A 15,242-nucleotide genomic window follows, 5' to 3' on the forward strand; every position below is an offset into this window, starting at 1 on the left:
GTTCTCCGACGCGATCCTCAGCGGCCAGATGGCCGTCGCGCTCCCCGTGGCGATGCTCGCGGGGCTCGTGTCGTTCCTCTCGCCCTGCGTGCTGCCCCTCGTCCCCGGGTACCTCGGGTACGTCGGCGGGGTCGCGGAGAGCGGGCGGAAGCGTGGCCGGGTCGTCCTCGGGGTGCTGCTCTTCGTGCTCGGCTTCACGGTGGTCTTCGTCGCCTACACCACCGTGTTCGGGGCGCTCGGGTTCTGGCTGGTGCGCTGGCGCGACCTCATCACGCAGGTCCTCGGCGTCGTCGTCATCCTGATGGGTCTGGTCTTCGTCGGACGGTTCACGTTCCTGCAGCGGACCGTCAAGCCCGCCTGGACACCGGCGACGGGGCTCGTCGGCGCGCCGCTCCTCGGCATCGTCTTCGGACTCGGCTGGACGCCGTGCCTCGGTCCGACGCTCGCCGCGATCAACCTGCTGAGCGTGCAGTCCGGGAGCGCCTGGCAGGGGATGTGGCTCGGTGTCGCGTACTGCGTCGGCCTCGGCATCCCGTTCCTCCTGGTGGCGTTCGGCGCCGGCTGGGCAGCCACCGCGATCCGGGCCGTCAAGCGGCACATGCGTGTCGTCAACATCATCGGAGGAGCGATCCTGATCGTCATCGGTCTGCTCATGGTCACCGGCGTCTGGTCGGCCGTCATGTCGAGTGTCGGGGCGGTGATCCAGAGCTATGTCCCGCTCGTCTGAGGGCCAGGCTCGCGACGACCGGGAGGCTCGTCCCACGCCCGCGGGCACGGCACCGTCCGACCCCACCCAGGACCCGACCGACGACGGCGCGAGCGCCGTCGGCGACCCGATGCGCCCGTCCGACCACATGGACAGCGCCGCCCCGCCGGCGCGGACCACGACCGACGACGTCAACCAGCCGGCCCTCGGTCTCGTCGGCTCCGTCCGGTTCTTCTGGCGACAGCTGACGAGCATGCGCACCGCACTGTTCCTCCTCATGCTGCTCGCCCTCGCCGCGATCCCCGGCTCGCTCGTGCCGCAGCGCACCGCCGACCCGAACGGCGTCACCCAGTACCAGGCCGATCACCCGCAGCTGTTCCCCGTGCTCGACAAGCTCCAGGTGTTCGACACGTACACCTCGGTCTGGTTCTCGGCGATCTACCTGCTGCTGTTCGTGTCGCTCATCGGCTGCATCATCCCGCGCACGAAGCACCACTGGCAGGCCCTCCGCACGAAGCCGCCGCGGACTCCGGCTCGACTCGGTCGGCTCGCGGGCCACCAGCGGATCACGGTCGGACCGGACGTGCTCGCGGACGGCACCACGGGCCTCCCGTCCGTGGAGACGGCCGTGACCAGCGCGATGACGCTCCTGAAGCGCTCCGGCTACCGCGTCCAGCGGTTCGGCGACTCGGTGAGCGCGGAGCGCGGCTACCTGCGCGAGACCGGGAACCTGGTGTTCCACACCGCACTCGTCGGCGTCCTCATCGCGGTCGGGGTCGGCGGCGGCTTCAGCTACACCGGCCAGCGACTCCTGGTCGAGGGGCAGACGTTCTCGAACGTGCTCGGGTCCTACGACTCGTTCAACCCCGGGCGCTGGTTCAGCCAGTCGCAGCTCCACGGCTACAACCTGACGCTCGACCGGTTCACGACGACGTACGAGCAGAAGAACCTCAACGCCCTCGGGCAGGCGACGAACTACAAGGCCGTCGTCACCGCCCGCACCAAGGGCGGCACCGCGACGAAGGACACCATCCAGGTGAACGACCCGCTGTCGATCGGCGGGACGAACGTCTACCTGCTCGGCAACGGCTACGCGATGCACGTCACCGTCCGGGACGGTCAGGGGAACGTGGCGTTCGAGGACGACGTCCCCTTCCTCCCGCAGGACACCGACTACACCTCGCTCGGGGTCATCAAGGTGCCGGACGCCGTGCCGGACCAGCTCGGCATGGTGGGGTTCTTCTACCCGTCGGCGGTCAAGCAGAGCACCGGCGCGTACGCGTCGAACTACCCCGACGACGTCAACCCGCTCCTCAGCCTGCAGGTCTACACGGGCGACCTCGGTCTCGACGACGGTGTCCCGCGGAGCGTCTACCAGCTGTCGACGAAGGGGCTGACCCAGATCGCCGGGCGGACCGCGGCGCACGCGTCGATCGAGCTGAAGCCCGGGCAGACGAAGACCCTGCCGGAGGGCGCCGGGTCGATCACCTTCGACGGCGTGAAGCGGTACGTGTCGCTCGACATCCACCACGACGGCTCCCAGCTGTACGTCGCCGGCTTCGCGGTGCTCGCCGTCCTCGGGCTGCTGACGTCGCTCTTCGTGCCCCGGCGCCGCGTCTGGGTCAAGGTCGTCCCCACCAGCGGCACCGGCGCGGCCGGTCCCGACGGCGACGGCGGCCCCGACGGGTCAGACGGGTCCGACGGGTCCGGTGGGTACGACCTCGAGTACGCCGGGCTCGCCCGCGGCGAGGACCCCAACCTCGAGCGGGCCGTCGAGGACATCGCGAAGCGCCACGTGTCGGTGCTCGGAGTTAGGATCACACAGTGAACGACATGACCTCGAACCTCGCGCAGTACTCGGTGGTCCTCGTGTACTCGGCGATGGCCATCTACCTCATCGCGTTCATCTGCTTCGTGCTCGACGTCGCCAAGCGGTCCGGCGACGTCCACGCCGAACAGGCCGGCACGGCCGCGGCGACCCGGACCCAGACCGCCACCAAGACGGTCGCCACGGTCCAGGGTGGGACCGTCGTCCTCGAGAAGATCACGGTGCCACCGGTCAAGGCCGGCCGGAGCAGCAGCCGCTTCGAGCGGGTCGCGATGGTCATGATGGTCTTCGCGCTCGTGCTGCACGTCGGCGCGATCGTGCTCCGCGGCGTCGCCGCCCACCGTGTGCCGTGGGCCAACATGTTCGAGTTCTCGCTCACCGGCACGGCGATCATCGTTGCGATCTTCCTCGGCGTGCAGCTGTGGCAGAACCTGAAGTTCCTCGGGACCTTCGTCAGCGGACTCATCCTGATCCTGCTCGGGATCGCCACGGTGAACTTCTACGTGGACGTCGTCCCGCTCCCGCCGGCCCTCCAGTCGTACTGGCTGGTGCTGCACGTCTTCGTCGCGATCTGCGGCACCGGGTTCTTCGCCGTCGGCGCCGGGCTCGCGGTGTCGCAGCTCATCCAGACGTACCGGGTGGGTCGCACCGACGTCAAGGCACTGAAGTTCATGGACACGCTGCCGGACGCGGACCGCCTCGAGACCATGACCTACCGCGTCATCCTCGTCGGGTTCGTGCTCTGGACCTTCACGCTCATCGCCGGCGCGATCTGGGCCGAGCGCGCGTGGGGCCGGTACTGGGGGTGGGACACGAAAGAGGTCTGGACCTTCATCATCTGGGTCATCTACGCCGGGTACATCCACGCTCGGGCGACCCGCGGCTGGCGCGGTGCCCGGAGTTCGTGGTTGGCACTCGTCGGGTTCGCCGCCGTGATGTTCAACTTCTCGGTCGTCAACCTGTTCTTCAAGGGCCTCCACAGCTACTCGGGTCTGTAGGCCCTCCGGGACCGGAGGCGCAGCGCGGGCCCGCCCCGTGCCTCCCGTCCGTCACTCGGTCGCCGCGAGCAGCGCGTGCGTCCGGGCGACGCGTGCGAGCCACCATGCACGACGATCCGCCGTCGCCGCGTACCGGTCCAGCCGGTCGCGGGAGACGTCCACGCGGCGCACAGCGATCCTCCCGTCGACCGGGAGCAACGGGTCCGCGGTGACGTCGCCGTCGAACATCGCCGCCGTCCCGAGGCCGCACGCCATCCCGTCCGTGGCCGACGACGCCGCGAGGAACGCCCCCATCCCGAGGCCGACACTCGTGTCGAGTGCGCTGGAGACGACGCAGGGGAGTCCGGCCTCGGCGACGATCGCAGCGGCCGCGGTGATGCCGCCGAGCGGTTGCGCCTTGACCACGAGCAGGTCCGCGGCTCCCGCGCGGGCGACGGCGAGCGGGTCGGACGCCTTCCGGACGCTCTCGTCGGCGGCGATCGGGACGCCGAGGCCTGCCGTCCGGGCGCGCACCTCGGCGAGTTCGGGGACGGTGCGGCACGGCTGCTCGGCGTACTGCAGTCCGTACGGGGCGAGCGCGATCAGCGCTTCCTCGGCCTCGTCGACGGACCAGAGCATGTTCGCGTCGATCCGGACCAGAGCGTCGTCGCCCATCGTGCGGCGGACCATCGCGACGCGTGCGACGTCGTCCGCGAGCGTCGTCCCGGGTTCGGCGACCTTGACCTTCGCCGTCGTGCACCCGGGGTAGCGCGCGAGCACGGACGGGACCTCGTCGGCGTGGACGGCCGGGACCGTCGCGTTCACCGGGACCGAGTCCGCGGCGGCCGGGTGGTCGACCCACCCGAAGTCGACAGCGGCACGGAGCCATGCGGACGACTCGGTGTCGTCGTACTCGACGAACGGGGAGAACTCGGTCCAGCCGGCGGGGCCGCGGAACACGAGGGCCTCGCGGACGGTGATGCCGCGGAACCGAACGCGCATGGGGAGGGCGACGACGTGGGCGTCGGTCAGGATGTCGTCGAGAGCGGGAAGCGGGGGTCGGGCGGGGAGTGCGGGGCGTGCGGGGACGTCGGGGACCGCGGGCGGGTTCATCACGGTCCGATCCTGCCAGGGGTACCGCCTGGTTCCCTGCCGTCGGGGTCGCGGCGGTCCGGTGGGCTCCGGATCGGCGGTTCGGGCCTCCCAGGGGCAGCGCAGGTCGGTGCTGTGTGCCGTCCAGGTTGCACTGCGCTCGCTCGGAGTTGAGCCCCAGTTCCGAGCGCTAGGGTCCATCGGGTCGGTCCGGTTCGGGCCGGGCGGCGGTCCCTCGCAGGGCCGTCCAAGACCAGTCGGGAAAGGCCGAACGGCATGCGGGAAGGCTCGGTGCGACCAGGCTCGGGACGCCCTGCCGCTGCGCCGTCCCGCCCGAAGTCGACCGCCGCGTCTCCCGTCCGACCCGCCACCGTCACGTCGGCACGCGCCGGTCAGGACGACTTCGCCACGCTGCTCCGAGCCAACACGGTCGACGTCGCCGCACGCGGAGCATCTCGGGCACGTCGGCGGCGGCGCAGTCCGCTCGTCGGCAAGATCTCGTTCGGCCTCGCCGTGGTCTGCATCGCCGTCGACGCCAGTGCGTTCGCCGTGTTCATGGGCGGGGAGATGAACTTCGCCACGGGGATGTGCTTCGTCGTGGTGTTCCTGACGCTCGTCGCCGCGGTGCTCGGCTTCGTCGCGGCCGTCGGCGGGCTCGGGCGCTGGTACGGCGTCCTCGCGGTGCTGCTCGCGTTCATCGGGAACCCGGTGATCCTCGTCATCGTGCTCGCGGTGGTGGCTCCGGAGGCCACGGCCCAGTACGGGTCGGGGTCCTGAGCCGGCCGCGCGGCTAGGCTCTCGGACATGGCAACGCCCGTCTCCGACCTCTTCGACGCGGACGTCTGGACGGTCGCCCCGGCCGCCGCGGCGTTCACGGACATCACGTACCACAAGCACGTCTCCGGCGGCATCGTGCGCATCGCGTTCGACCGGCCGGAGGTCCGCAACGCGTTCCGACCCCGGACCGTCGACGAGCTGTACCGCGCCCTCGACGACGCCCGACAGGACCCTCGTGTCGGGTGCGTGCTCCTCACCGGCAACGGCCCGAGTCCGAAGGACGGCGGCTGGGCGTTCTGCTCCGGCGGTGACCAGCGCATCCGCGGGCGGAGCGGCTACGAGTACGTCGGCGACGAGGGTGCTCCGCCCGACGGCGTCGACCCGGCCGCAGCGCAGGCCTCGATGGGGCGCCTGCACATCCTCGAGGTGCAGCGACTCATCCGGATGATGCCCAAGGTCGTCATCGCCGTCGTCCCGGGGTGGGCGGCCGGCGGCGGGCACTCCCTCCACGCCGTGTGCGACCTCACCATCGCGAGTGCCGAGCACGGCCGGTTCAAGCAGACCGATGCCGACGTCGGCTCGTTCGACGGTGGGTACGGCAGTGCCTACTACGCCCGGCAGATCGGCCAGAAGGTCGCCCGGGAGGTCTTCTTCCTCGCGCAGGAGTACTCCGCCCAGCGTGCGTACGAGATGGGGGCGGTGAACCTCGTCGTCCCGCACGAGGACCTCGAACGAACGGCCGTGGAGTGGGGGCGCATCATCCTCGGCAAGTCGCCGACGGCCATCCGGATGCTGAAGTACGCGTTCAACGCGGTGGACGACGGTCTCGTCGGCCAGCAGGTGTTCGCGGGTGAGGCGACCCGCCTCGCCTACGCGTCCGACGAAGCAGTGGAGGGGCGGGACGCGTTCCTCGAGAAGCGCGCTCCGTCGTGGGGCGACTACCCGTGGCACTTCTGACGAGCGTCGCTGTCGCCGGCTCGTGCGTCGGGGTCGCGGCTGTTGACTCGTGGGTCGCGGTCGCCGGCTCGTGCGTCGGGGTCGAGGCCGCCGGGCCGGCCGTCGTCCGGTGAGCAGGCGGCTCCGGCCTGTCGGTGCGGCCGACCCGACGGCGGTGCTCCGCGGACTGGAGGCTGCACTCACTGGCGGTGACGCCCTCCTGCCCGTCGCCGCGGAGGGTCCCGCCCTGCCTGAACGGGCTCCGACCGACGTCGAGCGTCGGGTCGCGTTGGTCGTCGAGACGAGCGGATCGACCGGGGTGGGCAAGCGTGTCGCGCTCTCGTCCGAGGCCCTGCTCGCCGGCGCAGCGGCAGCGGACGCGGCGCTCGGCGGACCCGGTGGATGGGTCCTCGCGCTGCCGACGCACTACATCGCCGGCCTCAACGTGCTGACCCGGTCGATCGCTGCCGGGACCGTCCCGGTGATGCTCCCGGTGGGGCACTTCGACGCGTCGGAGTTCGCGGCGGCGGCGGAGTCGCTCCGCGCCGACCGCCGGTACACCTCGCTCGTACCGGTGCAGCTCGCCCGCGTCCTCGACGATGCGCGTGCCACCGCCGCGCTGACGTCGTTCGACGCGGTGCTCGTCGGCGGTCAGGCGACCCCGAACGCACTCCGCACCCGCGCCGAGGACGCGGGGATCCGCGTCGTGACGACCTACGGCGCGAGTGAGACCAGCGGCGGGTGCGTGTACGACGGGGTGCCGTTCGGGACGGTGCACATGCGGGTCGTCGAGTCGGCGATCGGCGGCGACGAGCTGCAGCTGTCCGGACCGATGCTCGCCGAAGGGTACCTCGGGGATCCGGACCGGACGGCGGCGGCGTTCGTCGAGGACGCGGGTCGGCGCTGGTACCGCACGGACGACACCGCATCGATCGGAGCCGACGGACGCGTGCGGGTGCTCGGCCGGCTCGACGACGTCATCGTGTCCGGCGGGGAGAAGGTCCCGCTCGGGGCAGTGGAGCGCGTCGTCCGAGAGCTCCCCGGGCAGCAGGCGGCGGTCGTCACCCGGCGGAGCTCGCGGGAGTGGGGTGAGGTCCCCATCGTGGTGACGTCCGTCCCGGTGCCGCTCGACGTCGTCCGGGATGCGGTCGGTGCGGCGCTCGGGAGGGCCGCACGACCAGCCGACATCGTGGTCGTGCCCGATGTCCCGATGCTGCCGTCCGGGAAGCCCGACCGCCGCGCCGTCCGCCACCTCGCGGGGTAGCCCGGTGCCCGCCCGCCCCGCTGCCTCCGCCGCTGCCTCCACCGCTGCCTCCACCCGCGTCGGCAACTCAGGAAGCGGGCATGGTTTGCACCGCGGGACGGCTCCCCGCGGAGCATGTGGCCTGAGTTCTCGGCAAGTGGGGGAGCTGTGCCCGTGGAGTCGTCCCGCGGTCGGCGTCGGCAACGCAGGATGCGGGGTTGGTTTGCGTTGTGGGGCGGCTCTCCGCGCTGCCTGTGTCCTGAGTTCCCGGCAAGCGGGGGAGCTGTGTCCGCGGAGTCGTCCCCCGGCGGCGTGGGCAACTCAGGATGCGGACGTGGTTTGCGTTACGGGGCGGCTCTCCTCGGCGCAGGTGTCCTGAGTTCCCCGCGGGGAGGGGTGTCCAGTCCGCCAGCCCCTCCCCACCCCTGCGTCGGCAAAGCAGGACACGGGGGTGGGAGCGGCGCGTTGACCCCTCTCCGCGTGCAGCGTCCCTGCGGTACCGACGGCGAGACGCCCACCCCCGCGCCCACGCCCGACGCCCACGCCCACGCCGAGGCCCGGGCACCACGCCGCTCGCGCTCCGGGCGTGACGCCGCGCAGCCGTGCGAGGCCTCCGGACCGATACGATTCCTTCTCGTGGCGAACGGTGGCAAGAAGACCAAGAAGCGCTCGGGGCGGCCCGGAGGACGACCGCAGGGGAGACCCCGTCGGGCGACAGCCCGCGACTGGATCGGCGGAGCACGACTCCGCACACTGACCCTCGGCGTCGTCCCGGTGCTCCTCGGGTCCGCCGTGGCGTACGTCGACGGCGGGTGGGACCTCGGGATCGCGGTGCTCGCCCTCGCGGTCGCGGTGTTCCTGCAGGTCGGCGTGAACTTCAGCAACGACTACTCCGACGGCGTCCGGGGGACCGACAGGTACCGGGTCGGACCGGCTCGCGTCACCGGTGCGGGGATCGCGAAGCCGCGGACGGTCCTCACGGTCGCGCTGACGTTCTTCGGCCTCGCGGCGGTCGCCGGCATCGTCATCGTCGTGCTCACCGGGTACTGGTGGCTGCTCGCCGTCGGCGCCGCGGCGATCGTGGCCGCGTGGTTCTACACCGGGGGCAAGCGTCCGTACGGCTACAACGCCCTCGGCGAGGTCTTCGTGTTCGTGTTCTTCGGGCTCGTCGCCGTGCTCGGCACCGAGTTCGTGCAGATCGGCAAGATCACCGTGAACGGCTGGGTCGCCGCCGTGATGGCCGGGTTCTTCTCGTGTGCGGTGCTCATGGTGAACAACATCCGCGACATCGGCGAGGATCGGCTCGCCGGCAAGAAGACCCTGGCCGTCGTGCTCGGACGCGCCGGCGCGAGGACCCTGTACGTGGCGTTCCTGCTGCTCCCGTACGTCGCGCTCGTGTGGTTCGTGGTGTTCTACTTCCGGACCGGGTACACCTACTTCACCCTGCTGCTCGCCGGACCGGCGGCGATCATCGGGGCGACGTCGCAGAAGCCGCGGGAGCTCATCACTGCGCTGCAGCTGTCCTCGTTCTCCGCCCTGGTGTTCGGGATCGTGCTCACCGTCACGCTGGCACTGCAGCCCTGACGCTCGCGGCGGTCCTGAAGCAGCACGCCGCGCGTAAGGGCACGCCGCCAGCAGCACGGCGCGCGCAGGGGCCTGGCGCGGCGGTCAGGCTCGATCGGTGGGCGACGCGGGTTTCGTCGGCTCGACACCGGGCACGGTGTCCGCGGCGTCGACGAAGTCGTCCTCGTAGTCGGAGTCCTCGTCGTGGTCCGGCCCGGCGTTCCCACGCTCGGCGAGACTCGTCGCCACGCGCCAACGGAGCTTCGGCAGCGCGATGTACGAGATGAGCAGCGACAGCAGCGCGGCTCCGATGGTGGCGACCGGCCAGGGCAGCGCGATGACCAGGAGGATCGTCAGCACCACGGCGAAGATCCCGAGACGCGCCAGGGTGTAGGTCAACCACGCTTTCACCCGACAAGTGTACGTACGCCGCGGGTGGGGATCGGCCGGACGTCCGCAGTGCCCAGCCGCCGCCCCGAGTGTGCACAGGTCCGCGACCTACACTCGCCGCATGGTCAGGTTGCTCGTCGTCGGTGTCGTCGCCGCGATCGCGTTCACGGTGTACGCCGTGATCGACTGCGCCACCATGCCGCGTCCCCGTGTCCGGGCGCTCAACAAGCTCGTCTGGGTCGTCGTCATCGTCGTCCTGCCCGTCCTCGGCGGGATCCTGTGGTTCCTGCTCGGACGCGCTCCGGCGAACCGCGTCCGCACGGGCGGCCCCCTCGGACCCGACGACGACCCGGACTTCCTCGGTGCGACCCGCACGGGGATGACACCCAGCGAGAAGGAACAGAGCGACGCAACCCTCCGCAACCTCGAACAGCAGCTCGCCGACCCCGACGAGGACTCCGGAGCCGCCGGCAGGCACGGGCGGGACCGTCCTGCACACTGACCGCACCGGCCGTGGCGCGAGCGGCTCCCCGGCCTCCGACTTCGCACTCGCGCTGCTCGAGGAACTCGTCCGCTCGGGGGTGACCGACGTCGTCGTGAGCCCCGGGTCGCGGTCGCAGGCACTGGCCCTCGCTGCGGCGGCGCTCGACCGTGCCGGTTCGCTCACCGTCCACGTCCGACTCGACGAGCGGACGGCGGCGTTCTTCGCGCTCGGCCTCGCGCTCGAGTCCGGACGGCCGGCGGCCGTCGTCACGACGTCGGGGACCGCGGTCGCGAACCTCCATCCGGCGATCCTCGAGGCGCACCACTCCGGAGTGCCGATGGTCGTCCTGAGCGCCGACCGCCCGGCGGAGCTACGGGGGATCGGGAGCAACCAGACCACGGACCAGGCGGCGCTGTTCGGCCCGGCGTTGCGGATGCTCCGGGACGTCGAAGCGCCGAGCGCCCACGGTGTCGACGACGACGGCCGCACCGTCGTCCGCGCCCTGGCACGCCAGGCGGTCGCGGCGGCGGCCGGGCACGAGGGCGCTCCGGGGCCGGTGCAGCTCAACATCGGGTTCCGCGAACCGCTGTCGGCCGGGGTCGGCGCGGTCGGAGCAGTCCCGGACGACGAGATCGACATCGCGTTCGCCCGCCGCCGTGCGAGCGCCGCCGGAGCCGCGATCGAGCTCGCCGTCGACGACACCCCCGGCACGGTCGTCATCGCCGGCCACGACGCCACCGACGAGGCCGAGCGGCTCGCCTGGGAACTCGGCGCCCCGCTCGTCGCCGAGGTCTCGAGCGGTGCCCACTTCGGCCGCAACCTCGTCGTCGCGTACCGGGACCTCCTCGCCGACCCGGAGCTCGCTGCGGGGATCCGCCGGGTGGTCGTCCTCGGTCACCCGACCCTGAGCCGCGAGGTCCCCGCGCTCCTCGGACGCGACGACGTCGAGGTGATCGTCGTCCGCGGCCGCACCGCAGAGGCCTACGACCCCGGACGCGCCATCGGCCCGGACCGAGCGGCACGCGTCGTGCAGCGCATCGCGGTGACCGGCCGGACGACACCGGAGCACCGCGCCTGGGTCGGCCGGTGGGTGGTCGGCAGCCGGGCGCTCCTCGGCGACGGTGACGCCGCACCGGACCTCGACGCCAAGCGATCGTCCGACCGCTCCGAGCGCGCCCAGTTCCTCCGCGACGAGCTCGCGATCCGGCGCCGCCCGGTGGACCGTGCCCTGCTCGTCGACGCCGTGTGGGGCGCCACCTGGCCGCACGACCGTCTGGTGTTCGGGGCGTCGACGCTCATCCGGGTCGCGGACGGCCGTGTCCCCGGCAAGAAGGTCACCGCGTTCGCGAACCGGGGTCTCGCGGGCATCGACGGCACGATCTCGACGGCACTCGGCATCGCCGCGGCACACCAGGCACCGCGCGCGGACGGCGATGCGACCGGCGGCACCACCCGGGTGCTCGTCGGCGACCTGACGTTCCTGCACGACGTCGGCGGGTTGGTCACGGGCGAGCTCGAGACCCCGTACCGGCTGCAGGTCATCGTCGGGAACGACGCCGGGGGCGCGATCTTCGACGGCCTCGAGGTCGCGGCCTCCACGGCACCCGACGACATGCGCCGCCTGATGAGCACGCCGCAGGTGGTGGACGTGGAGCGGGTCGTCACGGGCCTCGGATGGGCCTACCGCCGTGCCGCGACGTGGGGGGACCTGGAGCAGGTCCTGACGGACCCCGCCGAGCGTGTGGTCATCGAGGTCCCGCTGGCCGTCCGACCGCCGACAGTCTGACCGCTGGCCGTCTGACCGCCGGCCTGTCGCGCAACGGCCTGGAGGCACGACCGACCTCCGCCCCGCGGCACCCGCCCGGCGCGGCACCCGTCCGGTGCGGCGCGCACCCGCTCGGCGCGGCACGTGCTCGTGACACGTCGTCGGCGCACTGCCCAGCCGCCGAGCAGCGACGTCGTCGGCACGGAGCGTCGTCAGGCCAGGGCGTCCCGGATCGGGCGGAACTTGAGCGACGTCTCGGCGACCTCGCGCGCCGGGTCGGACGCCGCGACGATGCCGGCACCCGCCCAGGCCCGGATGGCCCCGTCCGCCGCGATCTCGGCACTCCGGAGCGCGAGCATCCACTCGCCGTCGCCGGACGCGCCCATCCACCCGACCGGGCCGGCGTACCGGCCCCGGTCCACCGCCTCCAGTCCGGCGATCAACCGGACCGCAGCGTCCGTCGGCGTCCCGGCGACGGCAGCCGTCGGGTGCAGTGCGTCCGCGACGTCGAGCGACGTGGTCCCGGCGGGCAGGGTCGCCGACACGTCGCTCGCGAGGTGCCAGAGGTTCGGGAGCTGCAGTCGGAACGGCACCGGGTCCGCGCGGATGTCGGTCGCGATCGGGCGGAGTGCGTCGACGAGGCTGGCGAGCGCGTACTCGTGCTCGCCGACGTCCTTCGGGCTCGACGCGAGCTCGTCGGCCGCCAGCCGGTCCGAGGCGTGGTCGGTGCCCCGGGCCGCACTCCCGGCGAGGACCCGCGCGCCGAGCGTCGTGCCGTCCGTCCGGGCGAGCGTCTCGGGTGTGGCGCCCACGAGCCCGTCGACGGCGAACGTGACGCAGTCCGGGTAGGTCTCGGCGAGGTCGAGGAGGATCGCGCGCCGGTCCGCATGCGCCGGCAACGACGCGACGAGGTCCCGGGCGAGGACGATCTTCCGGGCGTCGCCGGCGTGGATCAGCGCGACGGCACGGGCGACGGACGCGGCGTACGCGTCTTCGTCGATGCGGCCGGGTCGGAACACCGCCGACACGTGCGCCGCGACGGCGGGCGTCGGATCGGACAGCGTCGACGGCCCGAGCATCGCCGGGTCCGCCGTGGTGTCCACCGCGGTCAGCCAGGCGCGTCCGTGCCGACGGCCGATGACGATCCGCGGCACGATGAGCACGCTCTCCGTCGGAGATTCGTCGGCGAACGTGAACGCCCCGAACGCGACGAGTCCGGTCCCGCGGAGCTGCACGGCGTCGTCCACCGCGGCGCGACCGACGAGCTGCCGCCACGCCCGGGCGGCGTCGCGCATCCGATCCGGACCGCGGAACACGTACCGGACCGCCTCGCCGACGCCGACGATGCCGTCGCCGCGTCGGACGAACGCGAGGGGGCGGTCGGCGAGGGTGTGTCGGATGACGTCGCCGGGGTCGTCGAGCATCCGGGTGGACACGGTGAGGCGAGGGGTCTCGACGGCGGTCAGCGGCACGCTCCGATCGTACGCGCGCCCAGCGGACGCACCGGCAACGGTCGGTGTGGACCAAGTAGGATCGACCATCGTGAGCAGAGCGGACATGTCCAAGCAGCCGGACGAGGTGGCGGCCATGTTCGACGACGTCGCGGCGAAGTACGACCTCACCAACGACATCCTCTCCGCCGGCAACGCCCCGCTCTGGCGCGTGGCCACCGTGAAGGCCGTCGACCCGCAGCCGGGCGAGCGGATCCTCGACCTCGCCGCCGGCACCGGCACCAGCTCCGCGGCCTTCGCCAGGAAGGGCGCCGAGGTCACTGCGCTCGACCTCTCCACCGGCATGATCGAGGTCGGCCGCGAACGCCACCCGGAGATCACCTTCGTGCACGGCGACGCCGAGCACCTGCCGTTCGACGACGAGACGTTCGACGCCGTGACGATCTCGTTCGGACTCCGCAACGTCAACGACCCGATGGCGGCCCTCGCCGAGATGATCCGGGTGCTGAAGCCCGGTGGTCGTGTCGTCATCTGCGAGTTCTCGACGCCGCCGATGGCCCTGCTCCGGGCCGGGTACCTCACGTACCTCAAGCGCGTCCTGCCCGGCATCGCGAAGCTCTCGAGCAGCAACCCCGCCGCGTACCGCTACCTGTCGGAGTCGATCGCGGCGTGGCCCGAGCAGCAGGTGCTCAGCCAGTGGCTCCGCGGCGTCGGGTTCACCGTGGTCGCGTACCGCAACCTCACGGCGGGTATCGTGGCACTCCACCGCGGCCGGAAGCCGGTCGGCGGTGACGTCCGAGCCTCCGTCGCTCGTCGCGCGAAGGCGCGCCGCGAGCACCAGACGACGGGGGAGCAGCCCAGCGTCGGCACGGACTCCGCACCCGGGACCGCCGGAACGGGGGCCGGTCCGGCATCCAGTTCGGAGCAGCCGTGAACCCGAGTGCCCCGGTGGTGCGCCGCGCCCCGAGCCTCCGAGCGTCACTCGGGGTCGGCGAGCGCATGTTCGCCACGCCGACCGAACGCCGGTTCGTTGCGCGGATCGACGACGGACTGGAACTCGTCGAGGCGTCGCTCGACGAGTCGATGCACTCCGCCGACGCGCTCGCGGACACGACGAGCCGGTACCTGCTCGCCGCCGGCGGCAAGCGGATCCGACCGACGCTGACACTCCTCATCGCGCAGCTCGGCGACGGCGTGACCCCCGCGGTCGTCCGCGCCGCCGTCAGCATCGAGATGACCCACCTGGCGTCGCTGTACCACGACGACGTGATGGACGAGGCCCCGGTCCGGCGGGGGGTGCCGAGCGCACACGTGACCTACGGCAACAACGTCGCGATCCTCACCGGCGACCTCTTGTTCGCCCGGGCGAGCCTCATCACGAGCGAGCTCGGCCCGGAGGGCATCCGCATGCAGGCGGAGACCTTCGAGCGCCTGTGCCTCGGACAGCTCCACGAGACCATCGGCCCCGGACCGGGCGACGACGTCGTGGAGCACTACCTCCGGGTGCTCGCCGACAAGACCGGTTCGCTGATCGCGACGGCGGCCAGGGCCGGCGTGATGTTCTCCGGCGCGGACCGCGCGTACCTGCCGGCGGTCGCCGAGTTCGGCGAGAAGGTCGGGGTCGCGTTCCAGCTCGTCGACGACGTCATCGACCTCGCCGCGGCGGGGGACCGCACCGGCAAGATCGCCGGGAACGACCTCCGGGCCGGTGTGGTGACGCTCCCGCTGCTGCACCTCCGCCGTGCCGCAGCCGAGGACCCCGGTGCCGCAGCGCTCCTGTCCCGGATCGAGCGTGACGTCGCCGGAGCGCCGGACGACGCCGTCGACGGGACCCCGTACCAGTCGGCCGTCGCGGACCTGCACGACCACGCGGCGACGACGACGACCCGGGCGCTCGCGGCCCAGTGGGCCGACGAGGCCGTCGCGGCGCTCGCGCCGCTGCCGTCCGGACCGGTGCGACGGGCACTGACCCGCTTCGCCGAGTCGGTCGTCGACCGGACCCGCTGACCCACGGCGGCCGGACCCGTCCG

The 15,242-nt window shown here is 72.4% G+C and carries 14 protein-coding genes; 11 read left to right on the forward strand and 3 right to left on the reverse strand.

Translation table 11 applies throughout. The features are described 5' to 3' along the window. The first annotated feature begins 28 nt into the window (after positions 1-28). From ACO0E0_RS02600 to ccsB, 3 genes are all read left to right on the forward strand, one after another. A complete protein-coding gene (locus ACO0E0_RS02600; protein WP_422869942.1) occupies positions 29-727 on the forward strand; it encodes a cytochrome c biogenesis CcdA family protein in 699 nt (232 codons plus the stop codon). 109 nt (positions 728-836) lie between these two features. Continuing rightward, complete coding sequence (resB, locus tag ACO0E0_RS02605) at positions 837-2,534, forward strand: cytochrome c biogenesis protein ResB (protein ID WP_422869943.1); 1,698 nt, start codon at positions 837-839, stop codon at positions 2,532-2,534. A 5-nt stretch (positions 2,535-2,539) separates the two neighbouring features. Then, positions 2,540-3,532 (forward strand): c-type cytochrome biogenesis protein CcsB, encoded by a 993-nt coding sequence (ccsB, locus tag ACO0E0_RS02610; RefSeq protein WP_422869944.1) that lies wholly within the window; start codon positions 2,540-2,542, stop codon positions 3,530-3,532. A 51-nt stretch (positions 3,533-3,583) separates the two neighbouring features. Here ccsB and ACO0E0_RS02615 read toward each other — a convergent pair whose 3' ends face one another. Next, positions 3,584-4,624, reverse strand: a complete 1,041-nt coding sequence (locus tag ACO0E0_RS02615; RefSeq protein ID WP_422869945.1) for an o-succinylbenzoate synthase — start codon at positions 4,622-4,624, stop codon at positions 3,584-3,586. A 270-nt stretch (positions 4,625-4,894) separates the two neighbouring features. Here ACO0E0_RS02615 and ACO0E0_RS02620 point away from each other — a divergent pair, with 270 nt between their 5' ends. The 4 genes from ACO0E0_RS02620 (at position 4,895) to ACO0E0_RS02635 (ending at position 9,143) form a co-directional block, all read left to right on the forward strand. Next, a complete protein-coding gene (locus ACO0E0_RS02620; RefSeq protein ID WP_422869836.1) occupies positions 4,895-5,380 on the forward strand; it encodes a hypothetical protein in 486 nt (161 codons plus the stop codon). A gap of 27 nt (positions 5,381-5,407) precedes the next feature. Beyond that, on the forward strand, positions 5,408-6,337 hold the full coding sequence (locus ACO0E0_RS02625; RefSeq protein WP_422869837.1) for a 1,4-dihydroxy-2-naphthoyl-CoA synthase: 930 nt from the start codon (positions 5,408-5,410) through the stop codon (positions 6,335-6,337). Positions 6,338-6,446: 109 nt separating this feature from the next. Further along, entirely contained in the window at positions 6,447-7,580 is a 1,134-nt protein-coding gene (locus ACO0E0_RS02630) for an AMP-binding protein (RefSeq protein ID WP_422869838.1), read from the forward strand. A 615-nt stretch (positions 7,581-8,195) separates the two neighbouring features. Further along, positions 8,196-9,143, forward strand: a complete 948-nt coding sequence (locus tag ACO0E0_RS02635; RefSeq protein ID WP_422869839.1) for a 1,4-dihydroxy-2-naphthoate polyprenyltransferase — start codon at positions 8,196-8,198, stop codon at positions 9,141-9,143. 84 nt (positions 9,144-9,227) lie between these two features. On the opposite strand, the gene ACO0E0_RS02640 is transcribed toward ACO0E0_RS02635, so the two are convergent. Continuing rightward, complete coding sequence (locus ACO0E0_RS02640; protein ID WP_422869840.1) at positions 9,228-9,533, reverse strand: DUF4229 domain-containing protein; 306 nt, start codon at positions 9,531-9,533, stop codon at positions 9,228-9,230. 100 nt (positions 9,534-9,633) lie between these two features. Between ACO0E0_RS02640 and ACO0E0_RS02645 the strand changes: the two genes are divergently transcribed. Together ACO0E0_RS02645 and menD are read left to right on the forward strand one after the other, a co-directional pair. Beyond that, positions 9,634-10,014, forward strand: a complete 381-nt coding sequence (locus tag ACO0E0_RS02645; RefSeq protein WP_422869841.1) for a PLDc N-terminal domain-containing protein — start codon at positions 9,634-9,636, stop codon at positions 10,012-10,014. Between the two features lie 52 nt (positions 10,015-10,066). After that, positions 10,067-11,782 (forward strand): 2-succinyl-5-enolpyruvyl-6-hydroxy-3-cyclohexene-1-carboxylic-acid synthase, encoded by a 1,716-nt coding sequence (menD, locus tag ACO0E0_RS02650; RefSeq protein WP_422869946.1) that lies wholly within the window; start codon positions 10,067-10,069, stop codon positions 11,780-11,782. A 191-nt stretch (positions 11,783-11,973) separates the two neighbouring features. On the opposite strand, the gene ACO0E0_RS02655 is transcribed toward menD, so the two are convergent. After that, positions 11,974-13,227, reverse strand: coding sequence for an isochorismate synthase (locus ACO0E0_RS02655; protein ID WP_422869947.1), 1,254 nt, complete (start codon positions 13,225-13,227; stop codon positions 11,974-11,976). Between the two features lie 76 nt (positions 13,228-13,303). On the opposite strand from ACO0E0_RS02655, the gene ACO0E0_RS02660 reads away from it, so the two are divergent. Together ACO0E0_RS02660 and ACO0E0_RS02665 are read left to right on the forward strand one after the other, a co-directional pair. Beyond that, positions 13,304-14,146: a demethylmenaquinone methyltransferase gene (locus ACO0E0_RS02660; protein WP_422869842.1), complete on the forward strand. Its 843-nt coding sequence runs from the start codon at positions 13,304-13,306 to the stop codon at positions 14,144-14,146. Then, complete coding sequence (locus ACO0E0_RS02665; RefSeq protein ID WP_422869843.1) at positions 14,143-15,219, forward strand: polyprenyl synthetase family protein; 1,077 nt, start codon at positions 14,143-14,145, stop codon at positions 15,217-15,219. Before ACO0E0_RS02660 ends, ACO0E0_RS02665 begins: the two co-directional genes overlap by 4 nt. Positions 15,220-15,242 lie beyond the last annotated feature (23 nt).

It is taken from the genome of Curtobacterium phyllosphaerae, from assembly GCF_049341865.1.
Lineage (GTDB): Bacteria > Actinomycetota > Actinomycetes > Actinomycetales > Microbacteriaceae > Curtobacterium > Curtobacterium phyllosphaerae.